Genomic DNA, 26202 nt, shown 5'->3' on the forward strand with positions numbered 1-26202 from the left:
GACTTCCTACACGGACATGGCCGGGCGGGTAAAGATGGACAAACGCAAACTACCGCATGCCACAGGACATGCGGAGCTGAAGGGATAAAAGGGCTCTCTCCTCACACATGGCGGAAAGGAGAGAGTAACCTGCATTTTACGGATGCGCCGGAGCAGCTGGCTGCGGAGCCGGAGCCGTTGTTGCCGGAGCAGCAGGTGCGGGCGTGGTGGCTGCCGGGGGCTGGGCCAGAATATCGTGCCCTTCACCCGTAACAGAGCCTTTGTAAAGCACGGCCAGCAACAGGGAAAGCAGCATGAACACACCAGCCAGCACAGCCGTTGTGCGCGTAAGCAGGTTGGCTGTTCCACGGCCGGACATGAAAGCCCCCATGCCCTGGCTGCTGCCAATTCCAAGGCCACCGCCTTCACTCCGCTGAATTAGCACAACGCCAATCAGGGCTATGGTCACACAGAAATGCAGGATCAGCAGGGCTGTGGTCATGTCAGATTCCAGATCAGAACAGCAAATCAGGCAGCAGATGCTGCGCTGACGATGGAAAGAAACGCGTCCGCCTTAAGGCTGGCGCCGCCAACAAGCGCACCCGCCACTTCAGGAATGGGCAGGATGGTGGCCGCATTCCCGGCGTTTACGGACCCTCCATACAGGATTTTGATGACTTTTCCAGCCTCTCCAAACTGCCGCACCAATTCTTCACGCAGGAATTTCATGGTTTCGGCTATCTGATCGGTGGTGGCAGCAAGGCCTGTACCAATTGCCCAGATGGGCTCATATGCCAGAATACCGTTGAAACCATCGGGCAGGGAACCCTTGATCTGCCAACCCAGCGCATCAAAGTGCTCACCGGTTTCGCGCTGATCTTCTGTTTCACCAATACAGACAATAGGGGTGAGCCCGGCTTTGGCAGCGGCCATGGCTTTTTCACGCACCGTTTCGTCCAGCTCACCATGTTCCTGACGGCGTTCTGAATGACCCAAAACAACATAAGACACGCCCAGATCGGCCAGCATGGGGGCAGAAATATCACCCGTATGCGCGCCAGAAACTTCCTGATGGCAATCCTGCGCACCCAGCTTTACCGGTGTGGGCTTAAGCATATCTGTTAGCAGCCCAAGCTGGGTAAAGGGCGGGCATACCACAACATCTGCGCTGTTGGCGGGCAGGCCGCTGGTAATAGCCTTGACGAGTTCCTGCGAATCACGGCTTAGGCCATTCATTTTCCAGTTGCCGACAATAATCTGTCTGGTCATGCCCTGCTCCTTGCCTGTAGCGCGCCATGCCAACGGGCACGCGCGTTTTACAATATGGTTCTTCCATGAAGGCTAAACCATAGACGCACCCTTTGGGGCAAGAGAGCAGGCGCCTTATTCTTGCCTGTCTGGCGTGCAGGCACGGTTATGTCTGGTCAAGCACCGCAGCTACCCTTATGGTGCCGCGCCTGTGCATACCCTTTTGTGGTATGGTTTTTTTAAAGCATAGCTGTGGATCCATCGGGTCATGATTTCCTATCTACGTCGCGTTTTTGTTGAGTCCTGGCTGGGCCGGGTGACTGCAATTGTCATTTTTCTGGCGTTTGTCGGCTGGGGAATAGGCGATGTTATGGGCTATATGGGGGAAGAAACAGATGTTGTTGCCAAAGTGGGACAACAGCAGGTTTCTGCCGATGATCTGGCCACAGCCCTGCAATCTGAACTGCCAACTATTGCGCGCCAGATGGGGGTGACGGACCCATCGCAAATTCCTCTGGCCATGCAGCGGCAGGTTGCCTACCAGATTCTGCACCGCCTGATTGGGCAGGCAGAACTGCTGAACACTGCACAGAAACTGAAAGTGGCCGTGCCTGATTCGGCCGTGCGGGATGAAGTGTTCTCGCTCCCTTATTTCAAAGGGGCCAATGGCCAGTTTGACCGCGCCAGCTTTAATCAGAAACTGCGTGACCGCGGGCTGACCGAGCAGCGCTTTTTGGATATGGTGCGGAATGATCTGACAACCCGCACCATTCTGCAGCCTTTGGCACAGGCTGGCAGCGTTTCCGACACAATGCTTCAGCGTTTTCTCACCTACGGTGCAAAAACGCGCGTGGTGGATTTTGTAAGCATTCCGTTTGATGCACAGCCCACACCCAAAGCGCCAGACGATGCTGTGCTCCAGCGCTATTACAACAACCATCCGTGGATGTTCCGCACGCCGGAATTGCGCCATGCCAAAATTGTGGTGCTTTCCCCCCAAACAGTGGCAGACAGCATCACCTTGGATGAAGCTGACATCAAACGCATTTATGATGAGCAGAAATCCCGCTACAATGTGCCAGAAACGCGCGATATTCAGCTGATAACCCTGCAAAATCAGGCGCAGGCAACCGCCATTGCCAATGCATGGAAAGTAGGTGGCAACTGGCAGGCTATCCAGAACAGCGCAAAAGATGCCGCAGCGGTAGAAATGCCAAATGCGCGCCCATCCACCATTCCTTCCGCCACATTGCGGCAGGCGGTTTTTCAGGCACCTGAAGGGCAGGTGAGTGATCCGCTTAAAACAGAAGGGGGATGGGCTGTTTTTCGCGTCACCAAAATAACGGCTCCGCATACCACGCCGTATGAGGATGCCAAAAAAGACATTCTCTCACAGTATCGGGCCGCTGTTGCGCCATCGGTTGCGGGTGAACGCAAACGCAAACTGCAAGATGCCCTTGCAGGTAAAGGGCTGGATGCCATTCCGGCTGATCTGGGTGCTGTTGCTGCTGCAGGCACACTGGATGCACAGGGCCTGACTGCAGATAAGGAACCCGCACCGCTGCCTGCATCGGGCAAGCTGCGTGAAGCCATTATCCACCAGATTTTCACGCAAAAACCCGGCGCTCGCGCAACGCTTGTTGATGGGCCAGACAACAGCAGCTTTGCTGTGGAAGTAGATACCGCAACGCCAGCAGCGCCACGCACCTTTGAGCAGGCACATGCAGATGTTCTGGCCGCATGGCAGGCCGAAGCCCGCAAACATGCCGCAAATGAGCAGGCAACAAACCTGTATCTGGCAGCCAAAAACAAGCAGGCTCTGGCAGCAACAAACGCACCGGGCGCACTGATGACGCGGGATGCGGCATTCTCCTACGCCAAGCCCAACAAAAACATACCAGACGCACTGATGGACTATCTGCCGCGCATGCAGCCGGGGCAGGCAGTTATGGCGGAAGATGATGGCCACTTCCTTGTGGCGGTTGTTACAAAACTGTTCGTGCCCAATCCGCCAGCGCCTGCCGATGGCGTGCAGCGCCTGAAAGATTCTCTGGCACAGGCCGATAGTGATGATCTGGTTGCCAGTTACGTTGAAGCATTAAGCAAACGCACGCCGCCCCATATTAACGAACGCGCCGTTATGGCCACACTATCTGCAGCCGGATTTGGAGGAGCAGCCACGCCATGAGCATTACCGCACGCATTGCGCCTTCACCCTCTCGGCAGGAATGTGAGGCCGCTTGGGCGCAAGGTCTGCCTTCTGTTGTGTTCTCTGTAGAAGCTGCGGATCTGCTCACACCGGTTTCGGCCTATCTGCGCCTTGCACGATTTGATGGTGGCACAGGCAAAAACACGCTGTTGCTAGAAAGTGTAGAAGGCGGCACATCCCGCGGGCGGTATTCTGTTATCGCCCTCAAACCGGATATCATCTGGACCTGCCATAACGGGCAGATCACCTTGGATGAAAACCCGGAAAACCCGGATAGCGCCCCGCACATTCTGACAGAAAAGCCGCTGGAAAGCCTACGTGCGCTCATCCACGCCACGCGTCTGGAGCTGCCCGAGGGTGTGCCCCCTATGGTGGCGGGCCTGTTTGGGTATCTGGGCTATGACATGGTGCGCCAGATGGAGCATCTGCCAGATGCCCCACCGGATGACCTGAACCTGCCCGAATCTATTCTGATGCGTCCCGGTCTTTTTGCTGTGTTTGACACGGTGAGTGACGAACTCATTCTGGCCGCACCCGTTCGCCCGCAAAAAGATGAAACCGCAGGGCAAGCTTGGGATGAAGCGCAAGACCTGCTCCGCCGTGCGCGGGAATGTCTGGCAGGGGCGCTTCCGCCTTTACCCAAACCGCCAGAAAACCTGCCCGAACCCGCCGAGCCGCGTTCCTCATTCAGCAAGGATGAATTCTGTCAGGCTGTTGAGCGTATTCAGGATTATATTGCCGCCGGCGATGCCTTTCAGGTTGTGCCCAGCCAGCGTTTTTCCACACCGTTTCCGCTGCCATCTCTGGCGCTGTATCGTACGCTGCGGCGCATCAATCCGGCGCCATTCCTGTTCCATCTGGATTTTGGTGAGTTCTCGCTTGTCGGCTCCTCGCCCGAAATTCTGGTGCGTTTGCAGGATGGCACCATGACGGTACGCCCACTTGCGGGCACGCGCCCACGCGGCAAAACTGCCGAGGAAGATCTGCGGCTTGAAAAAGACCTTCTGGCCGATCAGAAAGAATTAGCCGAACACCTGATGCTGATAGACCTTGGCCGTAATGATGTGGGCCGTGTCAGCATTCCCGGCACGGTGAAAGTAACGGAACGATTCGTCATTGAGCGTTTCAGCCACGTCATGCACATCTCTTCTAACGTGCAGGGCACGCTCAAGCCGGAACTGGAAGCGCTGGATGCTCTTGTGGCCGCTTTTCCCGCAGGCACCCTTACGGGCGCGCCTAAAATCCGCGCCATGGAAATTATTGATGAAGTTGAGCGCACCCGCCGCGCCACCTATGCCGGGTGCATTGGCTATTTTGGTGCTGGCGGCAACATGGATACCTGTATCGGGCTGCGTATGGCCGTTGTAAAAGACGGGCAAATGCATGTGCAGGCAGGCTGTGGCGTAGTGGCAGACAGTGTGCCCGAAACAGAATATGAAGAAACACGCCATAAAGCTCGCGCCGTATTCCGCGCCGCAGAAGCTGCGCTGGAACAGGCAAGGGCAGGGCGTTCCTAATGTCGCTTCTGTTTCATTCTTATTTGACCCCAACAGCACATAAGGTCATCATTCGGCCATGATCCTTCTGATCGACAATTATGACAGCTTCACCTTCAACCTCGTTCACTACTTGGGTGAACTGGGTGTGCAGTGTGACGTACGCCGCAATGATACCTTGAGTGTGGAAGATGCTCTGGCCCTTAAGCCAGAGGCCATCGTGCTTTCTCCCGGCCCATGCTCCCCCAATGAGGCAGGGATCTGCTGTGATCTGATATCTGCCGCAGCCGGTAAGGTGCCAGTTTTTGGGGTGTGCTTGGGGCATCAGGCCATTGGGCAGGTATTTGGCGCAGAAGTAGTGCGTGCACCTACGCCCATGCACGGCAAGGTGAGCCCCGTTTTCCATAACGGGCAAGATGTTTTTGCAGGGCTACCCAACCCATTCAATGCCACACGCTACCATAGCCTCACGCTTGAACCCGCCAGCATTCCTGATGCTCTGGAAGTTACGGCGTGGACGGAAGATGGCGTGATTATGGGTGTGCGCCACCGGCAATATCCTATTTCGGGCGTGCAGTTCCATCCGGAAAGCATTGCCTCGGAATACGGCCATGATCTGATGAAAAACTTTCTTTCCATCGCTGCTGCCTGGAAAGAAAAACAGGCCGTTGCCTGATGCCTGTCACCACTCAGGACACCGCGCCTCAGCAGGCAGGTGAACAGTTTTTTTCCTCCATTCTGGCACGTGTCGCTGAAGGACAGACACTCAGCGCAGCCGAAGCAGAAGCCGCTTTTGGCGTAATTATGGATGGCCTGATTGCGCCAGAGCGTATTGCAGCTTTTCTTATGGCCTTGCGCGTGCGTGGGGAAACACAGGAAGAACTGCTGGGCGGTGTAACCGCCTTACGGGCCCGTATGCACAGTGTACCCGCCATGCCAGCCGATACAATAGACGTATGCGGCACGGGCGGAGACAATTACGGCACGTTGAATGTATCTACCGCCGTGGCGTTTGTAATGGGTGCGCTGGGTGTGCCTGTTGCCAAGCATGGCAACAGGGCTATTTCCTCCCGATCAGGCGCTTCCGATGTGCTGGCCGCGCTGAGTGTGCCGCTTTCTGCACAGGCTGAAGTGCTGGCGGAACAGATGCAGGCGCATAAGGCTGTCTTTTTATCTGCCCCGCACCATCACCCTGCCATGCGTTTTGCTGCCCCGGTACGTAAAGCCTTGGGTGTGCGTACGCTGTTTAACTTGATGGGGCCTTTGGTAAATCCAGCAGGTGTTAAGCGGCAACTGGTGGGCGTGTTCTCACCCGCATGGCTAGAGCCGATGGTCAATGTGCTCAAAAATCTGGGCTCCCAGAAAGTCTGGGCCGTATGCGGCCTGCCATCAGACGGGCAGGGCGGCATTGATGAAATTACGCTGGCAGGCCCCACGCAGGTTATGGCGCTGGAAGATGGTGCCATCTGCCCGTTTTCCATTACGCCGGAAATGGCTGGCCTTGCCTATGCCCCCGTTAGCGCCATATTGGGGGGAGATGCCCAATATAATGCTCAAGCTCTGGAAGCTTTGTTGCATGGCGCACCCGGGGCATATCGTGATACAGTGGTTTTGAACGCCGCCTGCGCACTCCACGTGGCAGGGCGGGTAACGCTCCTGCGGGACGGACGCATTGATCCGCAGGCCTTGCGGGAAAGTGTGGCTCTGGCTGCACGCCCACTGGATGATGGCACGGCTTTGGCAGTGCTGAATGGTTTGCGTGCTTCCACCCCGGATGCACGCGCCTGAGACATGACAGGATAATCATGAACGATACACCACTCGCGTCCTCGGCAGGTTCTGCTCCGGACATTCTTGCCAGCAAGATTGACGAACTGCCGGATGTTCTCTCCCGCATCTGCGCACGCACCAAGCTGGAAGTTGAACATCGCTCCACCCTGATGTCCCTTAAGGAAATCATGGCCAAAGCGCAGGAAACCAAAGAGGCCCCACGCGGGTTTGGTCGGGCCCTGAAGGAAAAAGCTGCGGACCGTGCCGTTGGCCTGATTGCAGAAATCAAGAAGGCTTCTCCTTCTGCCGGTATTCTGCGTGAAACCTATGATCCCGCAGAAATTGCCGCAGAATACGAGCAAGCCGGCGCAGCCTGTATTTCCGTGCTGACGGAAAGCTCCTGCTTTCATGGTGATAATGAAGATCTGGGCAAGGCGCGGGCGGCATGCTCCCTTCCAGTTCTGCGCAAGGATTTTATCCTTGATCCATGGCAGGTTTATGAAAGCCGCATGATCGGGGCAGATTGCATTCTGCTGATTATGTCCATCCTGTCTGATGAAATGGCGCTGGAACTGGTTGACCACGCCAAAGGGCTGGACATGGATGTGCTGGTGGAAGTGCATGATGAGGAAGAACTCAACCGCGCCCTTGCGCTGGATACCTTCCTGATAGGTATCAACAACCGTAACCTCAAAACACTTCAGACCAGTCTGGAGACCACGCGGGAACTTTCTCCGCTTGTGCCGCCGGATCGGATTATTGTGTCTGAAAGCGGTATCAAAACGCATGAAGATATCGTTCAGCTTTCTGGCATCGGTGTAACGGGCTTTCTGGTAGGTGAATCCCTGCTGCGTAATCCGCACCCGGGCGATGCAGCCAAAAAACTTCTGGGGCTGGCCTAACGTGGCCTCCTCTCCAGCACTCACACATCTGGATGCGGCGGGACATGCCCATATGGTGGATGTTTCCGCCAAGGCTGCCACACGCCGCAAGGCTGTTGCCACCGGGGCTATTATTATGCAGCCCCAAACACTGGAAATGATCCTTTCAGGCGCAGCGCCAAAAGGTGATGTTCTGGCAACAGCCCGTATTGCTGGCATTATGGCCGCAAAAAAAACAGCTGATATTATTCCGCTCTGCCATCCACTTAGCCTGAGCAGTGTAACAGTGGATCTGGCGCCGAACGATAACAGGATCGAGATTACCGCAACTGTTACAACAACCGGCGCAACCGGGGTGGAAATGGAAGCGTTAACCGCCGTGTCTGCTGCAGCCCTTACACTTTATGATATGTGCAAAGCAGTTGACCGCGGCATGCAGATAGAAAATATAAAGCTCCTTCACAAAAGTGGAGGACGCTCAGGAGACTACAACGCTGCATAATGAATCACGCGAAACACCATGCGGTTTTACTGGGCCTTTAGGAAACACCTGAAGATCTGGAAACGGATGCCGTTGTTACGCACCATTTATTACGAACTGTTTACATATCGCAGAAGGTTCATCACGCATGGGAACGAACGCCAAACAGGTCGGTAAGGCAGGGAATAATGGTCCTTCCTTAACACGAGACCAGTTTCTTAAAGCCTACTATGACATGCTTCTGATCCGCCGCTTTGAAGAAAAAGCCGGGCAACTTTACGGCATGGGTCTGATTGGCGGTTTCTGCCACCTGTATATCGGGCAAGAAGCTGTGGTGGTTGGTATCCAGATGAGCCTGAAAGAAGGCGATAAGCTGATTACATCTTACCGAGACCACGGCCAGATGCTGGTAGCCGGTATGACCCCTCGTGGCGTGATGGCAGAACTGACGGGCCGCTCTACCGGGTATTCCCACGGTAAGGGTGGCTCTATGCACATGTTCTCCCGCGAGAAGAACTTTTACGGTGGCCACGGCATTGTTGGCGCGCAGGTCTCTCTGGGTATCGGGCTGGCATTTGCTAACAAATACCGTGATACGGATGAAGTTTCCGTAGCTTATTTTGGTGATGGCGCAGCCAATCAGGGCCAGGTTTACGAAAGTTTCAATCTGGCTGCTCTGCTCAAGCTCCCCTGTATTTTTGTTATTGAAAACAACCGTTACGGTATGGGCACCGCTGTTGAGCGGGCGTCTGCATCGCACGAACTCTACAAAAATGGCGAGCCGTGGGGCATTCCCGGCAAGCGGGTGGATGGCATGGATGTTGCCGCCGTATATGCCGCAGCAGAAGAAGCCGTAAAGCATTGCCGCGCAGGAAAGGGGCCTTACCTGCTGGAGGTGATGACATACCGCTATCGTGGCCATTCCATGTCTGACCCGGCAAAATACCGCACGCGAGATGAGGTGGATGAAGTCCGCAAAACGCGTGATCCCATTGAACACGTTAAACACATCCTGCTGGATTCTGGCGTGACAGAAGCAGAACTGAAAACCATGGAAACCGAGATCAAGGGCATCGTGAACGACTCTGCGGAATTTGCGCAGACCAGCCCGGAACCAGATCCGGCCGAACTTTATACGGATGTTGTTCTGGAGGCTTGAGCATAAACATGGCGACTGAAATTTTAATGCCCGCCCTTTCTCCTACCATGACAGAGGGCAAACTGGCCCGCTGGCTGAAAAAGGAAGGGGACGCCGTAAATAGCGGTGACGTTCTGGCCGAGATTGAAACCGACAAAGCCACAATGGAAGTAGAAGCCATTGAAGAAGGTATTCTAGGCCGTATTCTCACAGCAGAAGGCACTGAAGGTGTGGCTGTGAACACACCTATCGCCATTCTGGTGGAAGAAGGCGAGGCGGTGCCAGATAATATCGACACGCCTAAAAGCACTGCCCTTGCAGAAGCCGCGCCCGCAGCACAGCCAACCGCATCTGCTCCCGTAAGCGCACCAGTATCTGCCCCGGTGGAAGAAGAAAAAGACTGGGGCGAGACGCAGGAAATCACTGTGCGTGAAGCACTGCGCGATGCACTGGCTGCCGAATTGCGGCGTGATCCAGACGTGTTCCTGATGGGTGAAGAAGTTGCTCAGTATCAGGGCGCTTACAAAATCTCCCAAGGCCTGTTGCAGGAATTTGGTGAGAAGCGCGTAATTGACATGCCTATTGCCGAACACGGCTTTACAGGCATGGCCGTGGGCGCTGCTCTTACTGGCCTCAAGCCCGTTGTAGAGTTCATGACCATGAACTTCTCCATGCAGGCTATTGACCATATCATCAATTCCGCAGCCAAAACGCTGTATATGTCTGGCGGCCAGATGGGGTGCCCCATTGTGTTCCGTGGGCCAAACGGCCCTGCATCCCGCGTGGGTGCGCAGCATTCTCAGTGTTACGGTAGCTGGTACGCCCATGTGCCGGGCCTGAAAGTGGTTGTGCCGTGGTCTTCCGCAGATGCCAAAGGCCTGTTGCGCGCCGCTATCCGTGACCCCAACCCCGTTGTGGTGCTGGAAAACGAAATTCTTTACGGGCGCAAATTCCCTTGCCCGATTGATGAAGATTTCATTGTGCCCATCGGCAAGGCCAAGATCGAACGCGCTGGCTCGGATGTCACAATTGTTGCATTCTCCATTGCTGTTACCACGGCGCTGGATGCTGCAGCTGAGCTGGCCAAACAAGGCATTGAGGCTGAAGTGATCAACCTGCGCAGCCTGCGCCCGCTGGATACAGATACAATTGTAGAAAGCGTAAAGAAAACCAGCCGTCTGGTTACGGTAGAAGAAGGCTGGCCGTTTGCAGGTATTGGCGCAGAAGTTGCCATGCAGGTGATCGAACACGCGTTTGATTGGCTGGATGCCCCACCGGCCCGTGTAACGGGTGTGGATGTGCCCATGCCGTTTGCCGCCAATCTGGAAAAATTGGCCCTGCCACAGCCTGAAGATGTGGTTAAAGCCGCACTTGGCCTGATGTGAGGGAATGACAGATGGCGACTGAAATTTTAATGCCCGCTCTTTCTCCTACCATGACAGAGGGCAAACTGGCCCGCTGGCTGAAAAAGGAAGGGGACGCCGTAAATAGCGGTGACGTTCTGGCCGAGATTGAAACCGACAAAGCCACAATGGAAGTAGAAGCCATTGAGGAAGGTATTCTGGGCCGTATCCTTATTCAGGAAGGTGCAGAAGGTGTTGCGGTCAACACACCTATCGCCATTCTGGTGGAAGAAGGCGAGGCGGTGCCCGATAACATCGACACACCTCAAAACGCGGCATCTGCTGAGCCAGCCCCTGTACCGCAACCTGTCGCTTCAGCAGCACCAGTGGTAACGCAGGCAGCCCCTGCACAGCGGGCAGATAAACCTGTTGGCCGGGTTGTGGCATCTCCGCTTGCGCGACGCATTGCACGCCAGAAGAATATTGATCTGGCAGCCATTAAAGGCACTGGCCCAAATGGCCGCATTGTCAAACGGGATGTGGAAGCAGCTCTTAACAAAGCCCCGAGTGCAGGGCTGGTGGCTTCTACCTTGCCTGCATCTGGTGGCAGCAGCGCAGTACCGCACACCACCATGCGCAAGGTTATTGCCCGCCGCCTGAGTGAATCCAAAGCCACCATTCCGCACTTCTATGTTTCCATAGATGTAGAACTGGATGCACTTCTGGCTTTGCGTGCGCAGCTTAATGCCATGTCTCCGGCAGAAGGGGCAGATGCTTTCAAGCTGTCTGTAAACGACATGCTTATTAAGGCTTCTGCCGTTGCTCTCAAGCAGGTGCCGGAAGTGAACGCGTCTTACACCGAAGAGGCCATGATCCTGCACGAAGATGCAGATATCTCGGTTGCCGTTTCTCTCGATGATGGGCTGATCACGCCTATCGTCAAACAGGCAGACCGCAAGAGCCTGAAAGACATCAGTCAGGAAGCCAAGGATCTGATTGCCCGCGCCCGCGCCGGCAAGCTGAAGCCAGAAGAGTTTCAGGGTGGTACGTTCTCCATCTCCAACATGGGGATGTACGGCGTAAAAGACTTTGCCGCCATTGTTAACCCGCCGCAGGCTGCCATTCTGGCTATTGCAGCAGGTAAAAAACAGGCTGTGGTGAAAGGGAATGAGCTGGCTATTGCCACAGTCATGACCGTTACCCTCTCGGTGGATCATCGCGTGGTGGATGGGGCTGCGGCAGCCCGTTGGCTCTCTGCTTTCCGTGCAGCGGTTGAATCTCCGCTTTCACTCGTTCTCTAACCGCGCGGCTTTCTGAGGATCAGGCATATTATGAGCCAGACTGATTTTGATATCATCGTTATTGGCGGTGGGCCGGGCGGTTATGTAGCGGCACTTCGGGCAGCACAACTCAAGCTTTCCGTTGCTGTGGTGGAAGCCAATCATCTTGGGGGTATCTGCCTGAACTGGGGCTGTATTCCCACCAAGGCATTGCTGCGCGCTTCCGAGATCAACCACCTGCTGCATGATCTGGGCACATATGGCTTTAAAGCTGATGGCGTAAGCTTTGATTTTAAAGCAATTGTTGCGCGCTCTCGTGCTGTTTCCAAACAGCTTGCATCTGGTGTGCAGCACCTGTTGAAAAAAGCCAAAGTTCCTGTTTTTAAAGGATTTGGTAAGCTGGGCGGCGTTGCTGCCGGTGGCAAGCGCAAGGTGCTGGTGCAGCCGGAAAGTGGCGCACCACAAACCCTTACCGCCAAGCATGTTATTCTGGCCACAGGTGCGCGTGCGCGTGCATTGCCGGGGCTGGAAGCAGACGGCAAACTTGTCTGGTCTTATCGGGAAGCCTTGGTGCCAGATGAACTCCCCAAGCGGCTGCTTGTTATTGGGTCTGGCGCTATTGGCACGGAATTTGCCTCCTTCTATCGCAACATGGGGTCTGAAGTTACGCTGGTGGAAGTTGCGCCGCGTATTCTGCCCGTGGAAGACGAAGAAATCAGCGCCTTGGCCCGCAAGGAATTTGAAAAACAGGGCATGCGCGTTCTTACCAGCGCCAAGGTTGGGGCGCTGAAAAAGGGCAAGAACGATGTGACTGTGCCGGTAGAAGTAGGCGGCAAAACGGAAACCATTACCGTAGACCGCGTTATTTCTGCCGTGGGCATTGTCGGCAATGTTGAAAATATCGGGCTGGAAGGCACCAAGATCAAAGTAGACCGCACACATGTGGTTACCGATGATCTGTGCCGTACGGGTGAACCGGGCGTTTACGCTATTGGTGACTTGGCAGGGGCCCCGTGGCTTGCACACAAAGCCAGCCATGAAGCTGTGATGTGCGTTGAAGCCATTGCTGGCAAAACCGTGCATCCCATTGATGTTACAAAAATTCCGGGCTGCACATATTGCCGGCCTCAGGTGGCTTCTGTTGGGTATACAGAAGCGCGTGCCAAGGAAGCCGGTTACAAAGTGCGCGTTGGCAAATTTCCGCTTATGGCTAACGGCAAAGCGCTTGCCATGGGTGAGCCTGAGGGCATGGTAAAAACCGTATTTGATGCCCAGACAGGCGAACTGTTGGGCGCGCATATGATTGGCGCGGAAGTTACGGAAATGATTCAGGGTTTTGTTATTGCCCGCACAGCAGAGCTGACTGAAGCCGAGCTGATGGAAACCATTTCCCCTCATCCCACCATTTCTGAATCCATGCACGAAGCCGTTCTGGCCGCTTATGGCGGGGCGCTTCACTTCTAGTTTTGGTGTATCATCTCAAGGGTTTGATGTTGCCAAAGCACTATCTGGAGCGTTCCTGCCTTGACGCCACGGCAGGAGCGTTCCAGTTCTGTGGTAACCCTTGGCAAAAGCGGGCAAAGATATGTCTATTCGCGTTGTGATTGATCATCGAACAGGAGGCAGCAGCCCCAACAAGCTGCGTCATCCAGAAAAAGCACACCGGCCAGACAACCCCATAGCCCGCAAACCGGACTGGATACGCGTTAAGGCACCCAACCACCCAGTTTACCACGAAACACGCGCGTTGATGCGCAGCAACAAACTGGTAACCGTGTGTGAGGAAGCTGCGTGCCCCAACATTGGGGAATGCTGGTCTCAGCGCCATGCCACCATGATGATCATGGGGGAAATCTGCACTCGGGCCTGTGCATTCTGCAATGTGACTACCGGCCTGCCGCATGCGTTGGATGAAGATGAACCCACCCGCGTGGCAGAAGCCGTAGCACGCCTTGGGCTACGGCATGTTGTGATTACATCCGTAGATCGGGATGATCTGGAAGATGGGGGCGCACACCATTTTGCCCGCGTTATTCATGCCATCCGTACTGCGGCACCAGAAACAACCATTGAAATCCTGACACCAGATTTTTTACGCAAAAAGAACGCGTTAGAAGTGGTTGTTGAAGCACGACCTGATGTTTTCAACCACAATCTGGAAACCGTGCCACGCCTGTATCCGACTATTCGGCCGGGGGCTCGTTATTACCAGTCCTTGCGGTTATTGGATCGGGTCAAACAGCTTGATGCATCCATTTTTACCAAATCCGGGCTGATGCTTGGATTGGGGGAAGAAAAAATGGAACTCGCTCAGGTCATGGATGATCTGCGCGTGGCAGATGTAGATTTTATTACAATGGGCCAGTATCTCCAGCCTACAGTCAAACATGCCCCAGTTGCACGTTTTGTTACCCCGGCAGAGTTTGAGGATTACGGCACAATGGCACGCGTAAAAGGCTTTTTACAGGTTAGCTCCAGCCCGCTTACGCGCTCCTCCTACCATGCCGATGCCGACTTTGCCGCACTGCGTGATGCACGCAATGCCCGCCTGAAGGAGGATCAGTAATGCCACAGCACGCAGAAAAGCGTGTTTTACCTTATCGCCCGGATCAGATTTTTGATCTTGTTGCCGATGTTGGCCAGTATCCCAAGTTTCTGCCTTGGTGTGTTGCCGCCAAAGTGCGCACTCGCACCGCCACAGAACTTGTTGCGGACTTAACCATTGGTTTTGGCCCGTTTCGGGAAAGTTTTACATCGCGCGTGACCCTGGACCGTCCATCATCCATTACCGTTCGGTATGAGCGCGGGCCTTTTAGGTATTTGCGCAATATCTGGAAATTCACTGCAACGCCTGAAGGCTGCCTTGTAGAGTTTTTTGTGGATTTTGAGTTCCGTTCGCGCATTTTGCAGGCGGCTATTGGTGTTGTATTTACAGAGGCCACAAGGCTGATGGTTTCTGCCTTTATCAAACGTGCGCGGGAAGTATATGGGCCGCCACAAACGCCAACCACCAACACAGCAACAGCCTGTACCAGTGAACACCCCGCCACCTGAAAGCAGCGCGGATATTTTCTTTGGTTTATTCCTTTGTTTCAGTTGAAACCCTGCTTATGATACGCGCAGGCAATTTTCTGTAACCTATTGTGGAATATGGGAATTGCCTGTGAAAAGGCGATTCAACCTTATTGAAGGAATATATCCATATGAAAAAACTTTTTGCGGCAGCTCTGCTGGCATCTTCTGCAACTCTGGCTGTTGCGCCAGCTATGGCTGCTGAAACCGCAACGCATCATGGTATGCATGCGCACCATCACCATGAGCATTGCCTGAAAGGCAAATGTGCCGCAGGTGAAAAAGCTGCACAGAACAACGGTGATGCTGAAACAGCAGATCTGAACGCCAAAAGCCTGGCAGCGGCACAGAGCAATCAGGTTCCTGCCATTGCTGGCGCAGCACCTGCCGTAACAGCTCCATCTGCACCAACTCTTACCGCACCAAGCGTATCTGCTCCTGGCATTCCGGCCCCGGTAGCTGCTGGCACAGGCGTAAAAGCGCCAGCTCTGCCTACAGCGCCTACTGCTACGGCGCCAACAAATGCTCCGCTGCCGGCTCCTGTTCCGGCTCAGTAATCTGAGTGGCGTGCTGCTGTCGGACCTGTTTCGGCAGCAGCATTTTATTGGTGATTTTAGCTCAAACGCTGTAAAATCAGTTCAAACGCATGTAATGCCGCTTGCGCTCTTATATCTTCCCGCCCGCCTGAAAAAATCTGCTTGTCCGAGACAGCAGCACCATCTTTCTTGGCTGTGGCAAACCATACAAGCCCTACGGGTTTTTCCTCTGATCCGCCACCCGGCCCAGCAATACCAGAAATAGCGACAGAAATAGTTGCGAGTGGAGAGGCTGCTAACGCACCTTCAGCCATTTTTTCCACGGTTTGTGCACTTACGGCCCCGTGCTTTTCCAATACTTTAGCCGGAACGCCCAGCACCTTTTGCTTCATGATGTTGGAATACGTGACAAACCCGCCTTCCGTAACATCGGAAGAACCGGGAAAATGCGTCAACATGGCCGCAGCCAAACCACCTGTACAGCTTTCTGCTGTTACCACGTGTCCATCTATCTGCCGTAAACGGGCCAGCACACGCTCAGCTGCTGCCAACACAGAAAGCTCTGAAAAAGATGCATCAACCGCAGACATGGCCCAAACCTTCCGCTTAGTGTGATGAGCGCCCCACAACCGTGCGCACGCCTTTTACACATAACGCTGCCATAGCGCCTGCAACTACATCATCCCCCATCACACCTGTGGCATCATGCCGTTTATCCAGCACACCAACGGGGCCGGGCTTTGTAATGTCAAACAAACGGAAAAAGGCAAACGAGAGCAGAGGATACATCCAGAACCATTTTTCACGGGCCTGTTCCTCTGTTTTGGGCAGGCACGCCAGCAGGGCTATCCACATACCGGCCACTTCATCAATCACAATCCAGCTGTGATCTTCGCCTTTGCCACTGCGTTTTGTGGCCCACCAACCCACCACGGTGACAACAGCAATACCTGCCACCAAAAGCCGTGGGCGCTTTAACAAAGGCAACCCCACCACCAGTGCAGCCAAGGAACCAACCGTACCCGGTGCGCGGGGGGAAAGCCCACACCCACCAAATGTTGCTATCAGCCGTGCCATATCCATTTTATTAGTTCCCCAATGCCACATAGATGGTCATGTTTTCCCACACACGCTGCACATAATTCCGCGTTTCGGAATAGGGAATACTCTCAATCCAGTCGATCATCTCTTCGGCAGAAGCGCCGTTCTGGGCTGGGTTGCCAGCTGTGCTCAACCAGCGTGCCAAACGGGTAGGGCCTCCATTATACGCTGCGGCCATATACGGCACCACAGCCCCAAAGCGGGATTGAATATGCTCCAGATAAGCTGTGCCCAAACGCATGTTGTTTTCTGGATCATGCAGCCCGGCAGCCGTTGCTGCTGAGGCCGGCAGGCCCGTTACGCGCAGCATATCTCCTGCAGTGGAAGGCTTAAGCTGCATAAGCCCAATAGCGTTAGAGGGGCTAACGGCATCAGGGTTAAAGTTACTTTCCTGCCGCATCAAACCGAGTGCCACGCCCGCAGGCAACGTGCTGGATGGCGGCGTATAAGGTAGCGGCCAACCAGAGCGCAGCAAAAATACGCCATCTCGGCCCGCATGGCGGGAGACTGTTACGGCGATATCCGGCAAGCCCAACTGCGCAGACAAAGAAGACAGTGCCAGACGCTGCGGCGTACTTGTAACCTGCTGTTCCAGCATGTTCATAAAATCTCGCGCATGGGGGCGATCTCCCCATGAAACAAGAATTTGCGCTGCCTGCGCCAGTTCACTGCCAGAAACGTAAACATCTTCTGATGTGGTTGTTTCCGGGTCACGCTCAGCTTTTAGGCGCGTGCGGGTTTCCTCTGGCACATTGGCGGGGTCCAGCAGCACATTGTTGCGGCCTTCCAGTGCAGCAGCTGCCATTTGCCCATAAAATGTACCGGGCAGGGCCGCAGCCTGCTGCCAATTTGCGTGGGCCGAAGCGGAATCTCCTGCCGCAGCACGCGCCCGCCCAAGCCAATAAAAGCCGCGACTACGCGTAATAAGGGCTGAAGACTGCGCAAGCGGGCGGAAAAAAGTTTCTGCTGTTGCCGGATCATGCTGCAGGCGCAGGGCAATCCAACCGGAAAGAAACTGTGCATCCAGCCTGTTTGTTGGTGTGGTCGCGGTATCATTTGCCACAGCAAAAGCATCTGCGGCACGACCTGCCTGAATCAATTCCCGCGCCAGCGTATCTCGTTCCCGCCAGAATGAGGCACCATGTGTGCTGCGTTCGGCATCTACACCAGCGCTTTTCCATAGCGCCACGGCTTCATCATAACGCTGCTGTTTGCGCAGCCAGCGCGCATGATCAAAAATAAGGTAAGGGTCAGACCGCTGGTTAGCGGGTAGGGCGGCTAGCAGTGTTTCTGCTGCCGGATCATCGGCACGGAAAGCCAGGCGGGCCTGCGCCAGCTGCTGCTTTTGGGCCGAAAGAGTGGGCAGGGTTTGCTTGGCTGCCGCGATCAGCCCATTTTTTTCTTCACGATCAAACCGCAACCAAGAACGTTCTGGCGTGATGGCAGATGCAAAGTTGCTTTGCAGGGCTGCGGCGGCGGAGCTGGCATCATTCCCATTTACCCAAGCCTGTGCGGCTTCTGCATTCAAGCGTTTGCTTAAATCCGCCGAGGCCGGAACCTGCGTGGCACATTGCGCAAGGGCAGGGCCATATGTCAGATTTTGTGTGGCGCACAACCGGGCCAGCACGGCTGGATCTGTTTCCTTGGCCAATGCCAGTTGCATGCGTGATGTCAGCAACTGCCAACGGGGCCATACCGGACGTGTTTGTAGGAAATCAGCATAAGCCTGCGCACTGTTCTGCGAGGATTTCACCAACCCCAGCCAGACCGTCAACCGGCTGGCGACATCACTTGTAGGGGGTGTGCCTTGGGCGGCCTGCTGCTCCGTTGGCCATGCCAAACGGTTTTCAGAGGCTCCCTGCTGTTCTGGCGAGGAGGACGAGCAGGCGCTCAGCCCCATGCACGCCAGAGAAACAGCCGCCACAAGGCGGTATCGGTACGAAATCGCAAAACGTCTCATACCGCAGAATCAGCGCGTTTCCCGCGCCTTGGCAAGTGCTTTCCGCACCAGCCTTCAATCAGTGGGGCAAATGCCCCCAAACTTCGCCGCCACCTTTCACAATCAGCTCAATGGCAACGGCCAGAACAATCAGCAGGCCAACCCAGGAAATCCATTTATATTTATCCAGTAGCCGCGCAATAACAGACGCCGCCAGCCCCATAAGCAGCACGGAAAGCGCCAGACCGGCTATAAGAATAGCCGGATGCTCCCGCGCAGCACCGGCAACAGCCAGCACGTTATCCAAGCTCATGGACAAATCAGCTATCAGGATACGGAAAATCGCTTTTCCCAAGCTGGCTGGTGGAGCCGGGCCTGCATCAGCATCGGCATGGCTTTCCCGCATTTCGCGGTACATGCGCCAGCATACCCAAAGCAGCAAAAAGCCGCCGGCCAGCGTAAGGCCCACAATTTCCAGCAGCCGTACCGCCACCAGCGCCAGCAAAATACGGATAACAGCCGCCAGCCCTACACCGGCAAAAATGGCTTTCCGCCGCTGCGCGCCAGAAAGAGACCGCACCGCCATACCAATAACAACGGCGTTATCCCCCGCCAGTGTCACATCAATCAGCACAACCTGCAAAAAGGCGACAAATGCTGTCAGGCTGAAGGAATCCAGAAAGCCGTTCACGTGAGCTCCGATTCGAAAAACAGGGCGCAAAATGCGCCCGAAAAGGCGGCAGTTTCGGGAAGGAACACAAAAAGTCAAAGTTTTCCGCTTTGCGGGCAGACGAAAGGCACGAAATCCGCTAGAGAGACGCCACCTGTTGGCTTTATTGTTTTGGTTAAGGAATTCTGCGTTATGGTGCCGCGTTATACTCGCCCCGTCATGGCCGCCATCTGGTCTCCCACAAACCGCTATCGCATCTGGTTTGAAATTGAAGCGCTGGCATGTGAAGCCATGGCTGAATATGGCACCGTGCCAAAGGAAGCCGCCAAGGTTGTGCGCGAAAAAGGCGATGCCGCAATGGCCGCCTTCTCTGATGCCGATCTGGCCCGCATTGATGAAATTGAAGCCGAAACCCGGCACGACGTCATTGCCTTCCTGACATGGCTGGCAGAAAAGGTTGGCCCGGAAAGCCGCTTTGTGCATTTGGGCATGACATCATCCGATGTGCTGGATACCTGTTTGGCCGTACAGCTTGTGCAGGCAACAGACCTGCTGCTGAAAGATCTGGATGGTGTTCTGGATGCGCTGAAAACACGCGCTTTCGAACACAAACATACCCTCACCATTGGCCGCAGCCACGGTATTCATGCCGAACCCACATCTTTCGGGCTGAAGCTGGCTGGCCATTACGCAGAATTCGCCCGCAACAAAGAACGGCTTGAAACTGCGCGCGCTGAAATTGCCACCTGTGCCATTTCTGGTGCTGTGGGCACCTATGCGCATCTGGACCCGCGCGTTGAATCCTACGTGGCAGAACGTCTGGGCCTGAAGCCGGAAACCGTTTCCACGCAGGTTATCCCGCGTGATCGGCATGCCGCTTACTTCTGTGCTCTGGCTGTGATTGCCAGCGGCATTGAACGTCTAGCCATTGAAGTGCGCCATCTCCAGCGCTCTGAAGTGCGTGAAGCAGAAGAATTCTTCCATAAGGGCCAGAAGGGCTCTTCCGCCATGCCGCACAAGCGCAACCCGGTGCTGACAGAAAACCTGACAGGTCTGGCCCGCTTGGTACGTGCGGCCGTTATTCCGGCGCTGGAAGACGTAGCCCTGTGGCATGAACGCGATATCAGCCATTCTTCTGTAGAACGGAACATCTGCCCAGATGCCACTATCGGGCTGGATTTTGCCCTTGTGCGTCTGTCTGGCATGATCTCCAAAATGCTGGTGTATCCAGACCGCATGGCCGCCAACATTGAAAGCCTTGGCGGTGTTGTACATTCCGGCGAAGTGCTGCTGGCACTGGCCAAAGCTGGTCTTTCGCGCGAGGATGCCTACCGGATCGTGCAGCGTAACGCCATGGAAACATGGACCAAACTAGGCACGCCGGAATGCAAAACCTTCCGTGAAAATCTGGATGCAGATCCGGAAATTTCTGGCCGTATCTCCCCCGACGTTCTGGATGCAGCAATGGATAGCCGCCAGCACCTGAAGGCGCTGGATACGCAGTACGAAAAAATCTTTGGTGAAACAGGGCCCCGCCAGTAAGCAGGCTCCCCTGTCATAGCAGGATATATCTTCCTACCCGGAAGCCTGCTATGAACCATATCCTAGCATGTAAGGGGCCATACTGGCTGGCCCCTTGAACAACAGCCAGTTCTGCCCGAACTGGCTTACCCTTTTTCGACAGGTAAGGATCATCATGGCCCGTCGGCGTCAGCTTTATGAAGGTAAAGCCAAAATCCTTTTTGAAGGCCCCGAACCTGGCACCCTTGTGCAATATTTCAAGGACGATGCCACAGCAGGGAACGGCGCAAAAAGCGGCGTAATTACCGGGAAAGGCGTTCTGAACAACCGTATCAGTGAATTTCTGATGCTGCGGTTGCAGGAAATCGGCATTCCCACGCACTTTATCCGCCGCATCAACATGCGTGAGCAGTTGGTAAAGGAAGTGGAAATTATTCCGCTAGAAGTGGTTGTGCGCAATATTGCCGCTGGCAGCATTTCCAAGCGCTTTGATATTCCCGAAGGGGAGCGTCTGCCACGCCCGATTGTGGAATTCTATTACAAGAATGACGCGCTGGGTGATCCTCTGGTTTCAGAAGACCACATCATCGCCTTCGGCTGGGCCTGCCCGCACGATATGGAAGAAATTACCCGCATGGCCATGCGGGTAAATGATTTTCTGTGCGGCCTGTTCAGCGGTATCGGCATCCAGTTGGTAGACTTCAAACTGGAGTTTGGCCGTATCTGGGAAGGCGAAGATATGCAGATTGTGCTGGCAGATGAAATCTCGCCAGATAACTGCCGCCTGTGGGATATGCACACAAACGAAAAACTGGATAAAGACCGGTTCCGCCGCGATATGGGCAACGTAAAAGAAGCCTATCAGGAAGTGGCGCGCCGCATGGGCATCCTGCCAGAAAACGGGGCAGGCGGAGATATGAAGGGGCCGGAAACGGTCCAGTAACCACGCTGGTGGCAACGGGAGCTTGAAAATGAAGGTACGTGTAACCGTCATGCTGAAGGACGGTGTTCTGGATCCGCAGGGCAAGGCCATTAGCCACGCATTGCAGACACTTGGCTTTGAAGGCGTGCAGGATGTGCGCGTGGGCAAGGTGATTGAGCTGGATCTGCCCGGCGCAAAAGCCGAGGAAGCCCAGAAAAAGGCCGATGCCATGGCGCGTGATCTGCTGGCCAATCTGGTAATTGAAGATTACTCTGTAGAGGTGGCGGAATGAAGCGCACCCTCCTTGTAACTTTGGCTTTGGCATGCGCGGCACCGGGCTTTGCCCATGCCCAGCGCATTGCGCCCATGAAGGCAGGCAACTTTGCCCGCCTTTGCACGCGCGCCACCAGCGCTGGCATTTGCGATGCCTATATTGGCGGCCTGACGGATGGTGTCTCTCTTTCCAAGATCAATGATCGGAACGAGGGTGATCCATCTGCACCTGCTGGTTTTTGTGTGCCTACCACAGAAACCATGCCCGTTATGCGTTCCAAGGTTCTCGCCTGGCTGAAAGCGCATTCTGAAACACTGGACAAGCCGGTTGGTGAAAGCGTTTTTGCCGCCCTGCATGCCTCTTATCCGTGCAGTGTGAAAAAATGAAAGCAGCAATTATCGTATTCCCCGGCACGAACCGGGAGCGCGATATGGCCATTGCCCTCAAGCGTGTTACAGGGCAGGCCCCGCGCATGATCTGGCACCATGAAACAGATCTGGGAGATACCGATCTGGTCGTGCTGCCAGGTGGTTTTAGCTATGGCGATTATCTGCGCTGTGGTGCCATGGCCGCGCATTCTCCCATTATGGGGGCTATCAAAGCCTTTGCCCAAAAGGGCGGCCATATTCTGGGTGTATGCAACGGCTTCCAGATTTTAACGGAAACAGGGCTTCTGCCCGGTGCACTGTTGCGCAACGCCAACCTGCGCTTTCTCTCTCAGGATTGTTACCTGAAAGTGGAAGCAGAAAACACGCCTTTCACGCACAAGTGGAAAAAGGGCGATGTTTTCCGCACCCCGCTGGCGCATGGTGATGGCAATTACACGGCAGATATCGCCACGCTGGAACGGCTTGAAGGTGAAGGCCTTGTGGCGTTCCGCTATGCCGATGCCAAGGGCAACGTGCAGGCGGATGATGCCGCCAGCAACCCCAATGGCAGCGTTAACAGCATTGCGGGCATTCTGAGCGAAAACAAACGCATTTGCGGCATGATGCCTCATCCAGAAGATCTGGTTGATCCTCTGATGGGTGGTGAAGATGGTCTGCCGTTGTTCCAAGGTCTGGTGGAGGCTGTAGTCCGGTGAATAAGCCTGTAACCGTTGATGAATCTCTCGCCCGTGAATTCGGGCTGACATCTGAGGAATACGGCCGCGTGCTGTCCATTATGGGCCGCACCCCCAGCCTGACAGAACTGGGCGTGTTCTCTGTGATGTGGTCGGAACACTGCTCCTACAAATCTTCCCGCAAGTGGCTGCGCACGCTGCCAACCAAGGCGCCGTGGGTTATTCATGGTCCCGGTGAAAATGCTGGTGTGGTGGATATTGGGCAGGGCTATGCCGCCATCTTCAAGATGGAAAGCCATAACCACCCATCCTTTATCGAGCCCTATCAGGGTGCGGCCACGGGTGTTGGCGGTATTCTGCGCGATGTGTTCACCATGGGCGCACGCCCCATTGCCAACCTGAACGCCCTGCGTTTTGGCAGCCCGGAAAACCCCGTAACCCGCCGCGTGATTGATGGCGTGGTGCGTGGCATTGGCGGCTATGGCAACTGCGTGGGCGTGCCCACCGTAGGCGGGGAAATCAACTTCCACCCGGCCTATGATGGCAACCCGCTGGTAAATGCCATGACGGTTGGTTTGGCCCGTAAGGACCGTATCTTCCTTTCCGCTGCGGCAGGTGTTGGCAACCCGGTTGTTTACGTGGGCTCCCGCACAGGGCGTGATGGTATCCATGGTGCCACCATGTCTTCCGCCGAGTTTGATGAAGATGCACTTTCCAAGCGCCCCACGGTGCAGGTGGGTGACCCCTTCATTGAAAAGCTGCTGATTGAAGCCTGTTTGGAACTGATGGCAACAGATGCCATTGTGGCTATTCAGGACATGGGCGCTGCAGGGCTGACATCTTCTTCCGTGGAAATGGCAGGCAAGGGCGGCGTAGGTATCGAGCTTGATCTGGATGCCGTGCCACAGCGTGAGCCGAACATGACGGCTTATGAAATGATGCTGTCTGAAAGCCAGGAACGCATGCTGATGGTGCTGCGCCCTGACCGGACAGACGTGGCGCGCAAGATCTTTGAAAAATGGGAACTGGATTTTGCCATTATCGGGCATCTGACAGATACCGGCCACATCGTCGTCAAGCACAAAGGGCAGTTGGAAGCCGATATTCCGCTGGACCCATTGGCAGAACAGGCCCCCATTTACGATCGCCCAGCAACACCACCCAAAGCGCCGGCTCCGCTGGAAGGCGTGCATGCACCGCTTTCTTTGGATGCCACGTTGCTAAAGCTGGTTGGGTCTCCAGATCTGGCCTCCCGCGCATGGGTATGGAACCAGTATGACAGCACCGTAGGGGGGCAGACAGTCCGCCGTCCGGGTGCGGCTGATGCAGCTATTGTGAAGGTGGAAGATACAGACATCGGTCTGGCCATCACCACAGATTGCACCCCGCGCTACTGTCAGGCAGACCCAAAAACGGGTGGTGCACAGGCTGTTGCAGAAGCATGGCGTAACCTTACAGCTACTGGCGCACGCCCACTGGCCGTAACGGATAACCTGAACTTCGCCAACCCGGAAAAGCCAGAAATCATGGGCCAGTTTGTGGCCGCGGTTGAAGGGATGGGGGAAGCTTGTACAGCGCTGGACTTCCCGGTCGTGAGCGGCAACGTGTCTCTTTATAACGAAACACGAAACCCAGATGGCTCCACCACAGCCATTCTGCCCACACCCGCCATTGGCGCTTTGGGCGTTCTGGATGATGTGAACAAGGCTGTTGGCCTTGGCATGCAGCCAGAATCTGACGTGGTGCTGATTGGTGAAACCAAGGGTGAACTTGGCCAGACCATCTGGCTGCGTGAAATCCTTGGTCAGGAAGCTGGTGCACCACCGCCGGTCGATCTGGCTGCTGAAAAACGCAATGGTGACTTTGTGCGCAGCGCCATTCTGGATGGCACCATTACCGCATGTCATGACATTGCTGACGGTGGCATTATGGTTGCCGCCGCAGAAATGGTGATGGCAAGCGGCATTGGATGTGAGCTGGAAAGCCCAGATTCCGGCATCCGGCCAGAAGCCTTCTGGTTTGGTGAAGATCAGGCCCGCTATCTGGCTTGTGTGGCAAACGGCAAAGCCCTGTGCGAACGCGCTCAGGCAGCTGGTGTGCCAGCACGCATTATTGCCCGCTCAGGCGGAAATGATTTGATTCTGCCCAGCGGCGTCACCATATCCGCAGCACGCCTAAAAACGGCCCATGAAGCGTTTTTCCCGACGCTGATGGGCAACTAACAAACAAGCGGGAAGGAAGCAGACCGATGGCAATGTCCGCCACAGAACTCGAAACCTATATCCGGCAGGCTTTTCCGGATGCCCAGATCAAGATTGATGATCTGGCAGGGGATGGTGATCATTATGCCTGTTCCGTGGTGAGCGAAGCCTTCCGGGGCCTTTCACGCGTGCGGCAGCATCAGCTTGTCTATCAGGCCCTGCAGGGCCACATGGGCGGCAAGCTGCATGCGCTGGCGCTTACAACTTCTGCTCCCTAATCACTTAGCTTTAAGGATATCAGACCATGACAGATACAGCACAGCAGCGCATCAAGCAGGACATTGAAGCCAACCCCGTCATGCTGTTCATGAAAGGGGATGCCGATTTCCCTCAGTGCGGTTTTTCTGCTCGCGTTGTGCAGATTCTCCAGCACCTTGGCGTGCCTTTCAAAACTGAAAACGTGCTGGCTGATCCGGCCATCCGTCAGGGCATTAAGGATTTCTCAAACTGGCCGACAATTCCCCAGCTTTACGTAAAAGGGGAATTCATTGGCGGGTGCGATATTGTCACCGAAATGTATCAGTCTGGTGAACTGCAAAACCTGTTCAAGGAAAAAAACATTCCTTGTAACGCCCCAGCCTGATTTTTGGGTTGTCAAGTGGGGGTGGGACTGTATAGTTCCTAAAGAAAAGAGAAACAGGTTGGGATCAGATTAATGAAACGAGTTGCGGTTGTACGTGGCGCTCTTGCTCTTACAGCACTTGGCGTAGGGTTAGTCACCACTTCTTCCTCTGCTCGGGCAGAACGCATTATTTCTGATCTGGAAGCCAGCAAGTTGACTTTCGCGGCGCTTACAGCAGCGCCGCCGCCGGTTGTGCACCATGTCCGGCATGTTGCTGTGGCCAAGTCCTCACACCGTGTTGTTCTGGCTGCAGCCCAGCACGGCAAGGCCCATAGCATGGTGCGGCTTGTAAGCTACCACCCAGCGCATGCGGTTTCTGCACATAGTGTCAAACGCCGCCATCGCACCTGATTTTTTCTCTTTTACACCCACGAATGTTTTAAAGGCGCTCCTGTT

Annotated in this window: 28 protein-coding genes; 22 read left to right on the plus strand and 6 right to left on the minus strand. The window is 55.1% G+C overall.

The window, feature by feature from the left end; translation table 11 throughout:
* Positions 1-136: 136 nt before the first annotated feature.
* Both secG and tpiA read right to left on the minus strand, forming a co-directional pair.
* Positions 137-481 (minus strand): preprotein translocase subunit SecG, encoded by a 345-nt coding sequence (secG, locus tag ABNV41_RS05240; protein WP_050819753.1) that lies wholly within the window; start codon positions 479-481, stop codon positions 137-139.
* Positions 482-507: 26 nt separating this feature from the next.
* Positions 508-1248, minus strand: coding sequence for a triose-phosphate isomerase (gene tpiA / locus ABNV41_RS05245; RefSeq protein ID WP_012812904.1), 741 nt, complete (start codon positions 1246-1248; stop codon positions 508-510).
* Between the two features lie 247 nt (positions 1249-1495).
* Here tpiA and ABNV41_RS05250 point away from each other — a divergent pair, with 247 nt between their 5' ends.
* The 13 genes from ABNV41_RS05250 (at position 1496) to ABNV41_RS05310 (ending at position 15454) form a co-directional block, all read left to right on the plus strand.
* Positions 1496-3415 (plus strand): SurA N-terminal domain-containing protein, encoded by a 1920-nt coding sequence (locus tag ABNV41_RS05250; protein ID WP_087651341.1) that lies wholly within the window; start codon positions 1496-1498, stop codon positions 3413-3415.
* A complete protein-coding gene (gene trpE / locus ABNV41_RS05255) occupies positions 3412-4953 on the plus strand; it encodes an anthranilate synthase component I (RefSeq protein ID WP_050819751.1) in 1542 nt (513 codons plus the stop codon). The genes ABNV41_RS05250 and trpE overlap by 4 nt, the downstream gene beginning before the upstream one ends.
* Positions 4954-5011: 58 nt before the next feature.
* On the plus strand, positions 5012-5608 hold the full coding sequence (locus tag ABNV41_RS05260; RefSeq protein WP_003625532.1) for an aminodeoxychorismate/anthranilate synthase component II: 597 nt from the start codon (positions 5012-5014) through the stop codon (positions 5606-5608).
* Positions 5608-6720: an anthranilate phosphoribosyltransferase gene (gene trpD, locus ABNV41_RS05265; RefSeq protein WP_050819750.1), complete on the plus strand. Its 1113-nt coding sequence runs from the start codon at positions 5608-5610 to the stop codon at positions 6718-6720. Before ABNV41_RS05260 ends, trpD begins: the two co-directional genes overlap by 1 nt.
* 17 nt (positions 6721-6737) lie before the next feature.
* Complete coding sequence (gene trpC, locus ABNV41_RS05270; protein ID WP_050819749.1) at positions 6738-7604, plus strand: indole-3-glycerol phosphate synthase TrpC; 867 nt, start codon at positions 6738-6740, stop codon at positions 7602-7604.
* On the plus strand, positions 7573-8085 hold the full coding sequence (moaC, locus tag ABNV41_RS05275) for a cyclic pyranopterin monophosphate synthase MoaC (RefSeq protein ID WP_050819748.1): 513 nt from the start codon (positions 7573-7575) through the stop codon (positions 8083-8085). Before trpC ends, moaC begins: the two co-directional genes overlap by 32 nt.
* A gap of 127 nt (positions 8086-8212) precedes the next feature.
* Positions 8213-9223: a pyruvate dehydrogenase (acetyl-transferring) E1 component subunit alpha gene (gene pdhA / locus ABNV41_RS05280; protein ID WP_050819747.1), complete on the plus strand. Its 1011-nt coding sequence runs from the start codon at positions 8213-8215 to the stop codon at positions 9221-9223.
* Between the two features lie 8 nt (positions 9224-9231).
* Positions 9232-10587, plus strand: a complete 1356-nt coding sequence (locus ABNV41_RS05285) for a pyruvate dehydrogenase complex E1 component subunit beta (protein WP_050819746.1) — start codon at positions 9232-9234, stop codon at positions 10585-10587.
* Positions 10588-10598: 11 nt separating this feature from the next.
* Complete coding sequence (locus ABNV41_RS05290) at positions 10599-11846, plus strand: pyruvate dehydrogenase complex dihydrolipoamide acetyltransferase (protein WP_050819745.1); 1248 nt, start codon at positions 10599-10601, stop codon at positions 11844-11846.
* A 30-nt stretch (positions 11847-11876) separates the two neighbouring features.
* On the plus strand, positions 11877-13289 hold the full coding sequence (lpdA, locus tag ABNV41_RS05295; protein WP_349935053.1) for a dihydrolipoyl dehydrogenase: 1413 nt from the start codon (positions 11877-11879) through the stop codon (positions 13287-13289).
* A gap of 121 nt (positions 13290-13410) precedes the next feature.
* On the plus strand, positions 13411-14391 hold the full coding sequence (gene lipA, locus ABNV41_RS05300; RefSeq protein ID WP_050820398.1) for a lipoyl synthase: 981 nt from the start codon (positions 13411-13413) through the stop codon (positions 14389-14391).
* A complete protein-coding gene (locus ABNV41_RS05305) occupies positions 14391-14879 on the plus strand; it encodes a type II toxin-antitoxin system RatA family toxin (RefSeq protein ID WP_050819744.1) in 489 nt (162 codons plus the stop codon). The genes lipA and ABNV41_RS05305 overlap by 1 nt, the downstream gene beginning before the upstream one ends.
* 149 nt (positions 14880-15028) lie before the next feature.
* On the plus strand, positions 15029-15454 hold the full coding sequence (locus ABNV41_RS05310; protein ID WP_050819743.1) for a hypothetical protein: 426 nt from the start codon (positions 15029-15031) through the stop codon (positions 15452-15454).
* A gap of 56 nt (positions 15455-15510) precedes the next feature.
* On the opposite strand, the gene ABNV41_RS05315 is transcribed toward ABNV41_RS05310, so the two are convergent.
* Genes ABNV41_RS05315 through ABNV41_RS05330 form a run of 4 tightly spaced genes read right to left on the minus strand, consistent with a single transcriptional unit; the run spans position 15511 to position 19164 of the window.
* Complete coding sequence (locus tag ABNV41_RS05315; protein ID WP_050819742.1) at positions 15511-16023, minus strand: CinA family protein; 513 nt, start codon at positions 16021-16023, stop codon at positions 15511-15513.
* Between the two features lie 16 nt (positions 16024-16039).
* The gene (locus tag ABNV41_RS05320; protein WP_050819741.1) at positions 16040-16516 is read right to left on the minus strand and encodes a phosphatidylglycerophosphatase A; all 477 of its coding nucleotides are present in this window, start codon (positions 16514-16516) and stop codon (positions 16040-16042) included.
* A 4-nt stretch (positions 16517-16520) separates the two neighbouring features.
* On the minus strand, positions 16521-18494 hold the full coding sequence (locus ABNV41_RS05325) for a lytic transglycosylase domain-containing protein (protein ID WP_050819740.1): 1974 nt from the start codon (positions 18492-18494) through the stop codon (positions 16521-16523).
* Positions 18495-18552: 58 nt separating this feature from the next.
* The gene (locus tag ABNV41_RS05330; protein WP_087652109.1) at positions 18553-19164 is read right to left on the minus strand and encodes a YjbE family putative metal transport protein; all 612 of its coding nucleotides are present in this window, start codon (positions 19162-19164) and stop codon (positions 18553-18555) included.
* A gap of 171 nt (positions 19165-19335) precedes the next feature.
* Here ABNV41_RS05330 and purB point away from each other — a divergent pair, with 171 nt between their 5' ends.
* The 9 genes from purB to ABNV41_RS05375 all read left to right on the plus strand — a co-directional run bounded on the left by purB (position 19336) and on the right by ABNV41_RS05375 (position 26157).
* On the plus strand, positions 19336-20685 hold the full coding sequence (purB, locus tag ABNV41_RS05335; protein ID WP_012812894.1) for an adenylosuccinate lyase: 1350 nt from the start codon (positions 19336-19338) through the stop codon (positions 20683-20685).
* A gap of 154 nt (positions 20686-20839) precedes the next feature.
* On the plus strand, positions 20840-21607 hold the full coding sequence (gene purC, locus ABNV41_RS05340) for a phosphoribosylaminoimidazolesuccinocarboxamide synthase (protein ID WP_349935054.1): 768 nt from the start codon (positions 20840-20842) through the stop codon (positions 21605-21607).
* Between the two features lie 28 nt (positions 21608-21635).
* The gene (gene purS / locus ABNV41_RS05345) at positions 21636-21878 is read left to right on the plus strand and encodes a phosphoribosylformylglycinamidine synthase subunit PurS (RefSeq protein ID WP_087651345.1); all 243 of its coding nucleotides are present in this window, start codon (positions 21636-21638) and stop codon (positions 21876-21878) included.
* The gene (locus ABNV41_RS05350; protein ID WP_003630617.1) at positions 21875-22246 is read left to right on the plus strand and encodes a Rap1a/Tai family immunity protein; all 372 of its coding nucleotides are present in this window, start codon (positions 21875-21877) and stop codon (positions 22244-22246) included. The genes purS and ABNV41_RS05350 overlap by 4 nt, the downstream gene beginning before the upstream one ends.
* On the plus strand, positions 22243-22944 hold the full coding sequence (gene purQ, locus ABNV41_RS05355; RefSeq protein ID WP_050819738.1) for a phosphoribosylformylglycinamidine synthase subunit PurQ: 702 nt from the start codon (positions 22243-22245) through the stop codon (positions 22942-22944). Before ABNV41_RS05350 ends, purQ begins: the two co-directional genes overlap by 4 nt.
* Entirely contained in the window at positions 22941-25145 is a 2205-nt protein-coding gene (gene purL / locus ABNV41_RS05360; RefSeq protein ID WP_087651346.1) for a phosphoribosylformylglycinamidine synthase subunit PurL, read from the plus strand. Before purQ ends, purL begins: the two co-directional genes overlap by 4 nt.
* 26 nt (positions 25146-25171) lie before the next feature.
* Positions 25172-25402, plus strand: coding sequence for a BolA/IbaG family iron-sulfur metabolism protein (locus tag ABNV41_RS05365; protein WP_006115272.1), 231 nt, complete (start codon positions 25172-25174; stop codon positions 25400-25402).
* A 26-nt stretch (positions 25403-25428) separates the two neighbouring features.
* Positions 25429-25767: a Grx4 family monothiol glutaredoxin gene (gene grxD / locus ABNV41_RS05370; RefSeq protein ID WP_003630611.1), complete on the plus strand. Its 339-nt coding sequence runs from the start codon at positions 25429-25431 to the stop codon at positions 25765-25767.
* 72 nt (positions 25768-25839) lie between these two features.
* Entirely contained in the window at positions 25840-26157 is a 318-nt protein-coding gene (locus tag ABNV41_RS05375) for a hypothetical protein (protein WP_050819736.1), read from the plus strand.
* Positions 26158-26202 lie beyond the last annotated feature (45 nt).

It is taken from the genome of Acetobacter sp. A11-2 (assembly GCF_040208445.1).
GTDB lineage: Bacteria > Pseudomonadota > Alphaproteobacteria > Acetobacterales > Acetobacteraceae > Acetobacter > Acetobacter oryzoeni.

Bases quoted from the DNA above. Each gene is read 5' to 3' on its own strand.
- secG (WP_050819753.1), bottom strand. From the start codon at position 481: ATGACCACAGCCCTGCTGATCCTGCATTTCTGTGTGACCATAGCCCTG.
- tpiA (WP_012812904.1), bottom strand. From the start codon at position 1,248: ATGACCAGACAGATTATTGTCGGCAACTGGAAAATGAATGGCCTAAGC.
- ABNV41_RS05250 (WP_087651341.1), top strand. From the start codon at position 1,496: ATGATTTCCTATCTACGTCGCGTTTTTGTTGAGTCCTGGCTGGGCCGG.
- trpE (WP_050819751.1), top strand. From the start codon at position 3,412: ATGAGCATTACCGCACGCATTGCGCCTTCACCCTCTCGGCAGGAATGT.
- ABNV41_RS05260 (WP_003625532.1), top strand. From the start codon at position 5,012: ATGATCCTTCTGATCGACAATTATGACAGCTTCACCTTCAACCTCGTT.
- trpD (WP_050819750.1), top strand. From the start codon at position 5,608: ATGCCTGTCACCACTCAGGACACCGCGCCTCAGCAGGCAGGTGAACAG.
- trpC (WP_050819749.1), top strand. From the start codon at position 6,738: ATGAACGATACACCACTCGCGTCCTCGGCAGGTTCTGCTCCGGACATT.
- moaC (WP_050819748.1), top strand. From the start codon at position 7,573: ATGCAGCCAAAAAACTTCTGGGGCTGGCCTAACGTGGCCTCCTCTCCA.
- pdhA (WP_050819747.1), top strand. From the start codon at position 8,213: ATGGGAACGAACGCCAAACAGGTCGGTAAGGCAGGGAATAATGGTCCT.
- ABNV41_RS05285 (WP_050819746.1), top strand. From the start codon at position 9,232: ATGGCGACTGAAATTTTAATGCCCGCCCTTTCTCCTACCATGACAGAG.
- ABNV41_RS05290 (WP_050819745.1), top strand. From the start codon at position 10,599: ATGGCGACTGAAATTTTAATGCCCGCTCTTTCTCCTACCATGACAGAG.
- lpdA (WP_349935053.1), top strand. From the start codon at position 11,877: ATGAGCCAGACTGATTTTGATATCATCGTTATTGGCGGTGGGCCGGGC.
- lipA (WP_050820398.1), top strand. From the start codon at position 13,411: ATGTCTATTCGCGTTGTGATTGATCATCGAACAGGAGGCAGCAGCCCC.
- ABNV41_RS05305 (WP_050819744.1), top strand. From the start codon at position 14,391: ATGCCACAGCACGCAGAAAAGCGTGTTTTACCTTATCGCCCGGATCAG.
- ABNV41_RS05310 (WP_050819743.1), top strand. From the start codon at position 15,029: ATGAAAAAACTTTTTGCGGCAGCTCTGCTGGCATCTTCTGCAACTCTG.
- ABNV41_RS05315 (WP_050819742.1), bottom strand. From the start codon at position 16,023: ATGTCTGCGGTTGATGCATCTTTTTCAGAGCTTTCTGTGTTGGCAGCA.
- ABNV41_RS05320 (WP_050819741.1), bottom strand. From the start codon at position 16,516: ATGGATATGGCACGGCTGATAGCAACATTTGGTGGGTGTGGGCTTTCC.
- ABNV41_RS05325 (WP_050819740.1), bottom strand. From the start codon at position 18,494: ATGAGACGTTTTGCGATTTCGTACCGATACCGCCTTGTGGCGGCTGTT.
- purB (WP_012812894.1), top strand. From the start codon at position 19,336: ATGGTGCCGCGTTATACTCGCCCCGTCATGGCCGCCATCTGGTCTCCC.
- purC (WP_349935054.1), top strand. From the start codon at position 20,840: ATGGCCCGTCGGCGTCAGCTTTATGAAGGTAAAGCCAAAATCCTTTTT.
- purS (WP_087651345.1), top strand. From the start codon at position 21,636: ATGAAGGTACGTGTAACCGTCATGCTGAAGGACGGTGTTCTGGATCCG.
- ABNV41_RS05350 (WP_003630617.1), top strand. From the start codon at position 21,875: ATGAAGCGCACCCTCCTTGTAACTTTGGCTTTGGCATGCGCGGCACCG.
- purQ (WP_050819738.1), top strand. From the start codon at position 22,243: ATGAAAGCAGCAATTATCGTATTCCCCGGCACGAACCGGGAGCGCGAT.
- ABNV41_RS05365 (WP_006115272.1), top strand. From the start codon at position 25,172: ATGGCAATGTCCGCCACAGAACTCGAAACCTATATCCGGCAGGCTTTT.
- grxD (WP_003630611.1), top strand. From the start codon at position 25,429: ATGACAGATACAGCACAGCAGCGCATCAAGCAGGACATTGAAGCCAAC.
- ABNV41_RS05375 (WP_050819736.1), top strand. From the start codon at position 25,840: ATGAAACGAGTTGCGGTTGTACGTGGCGCTCTTGCTCTTACAGCACTT.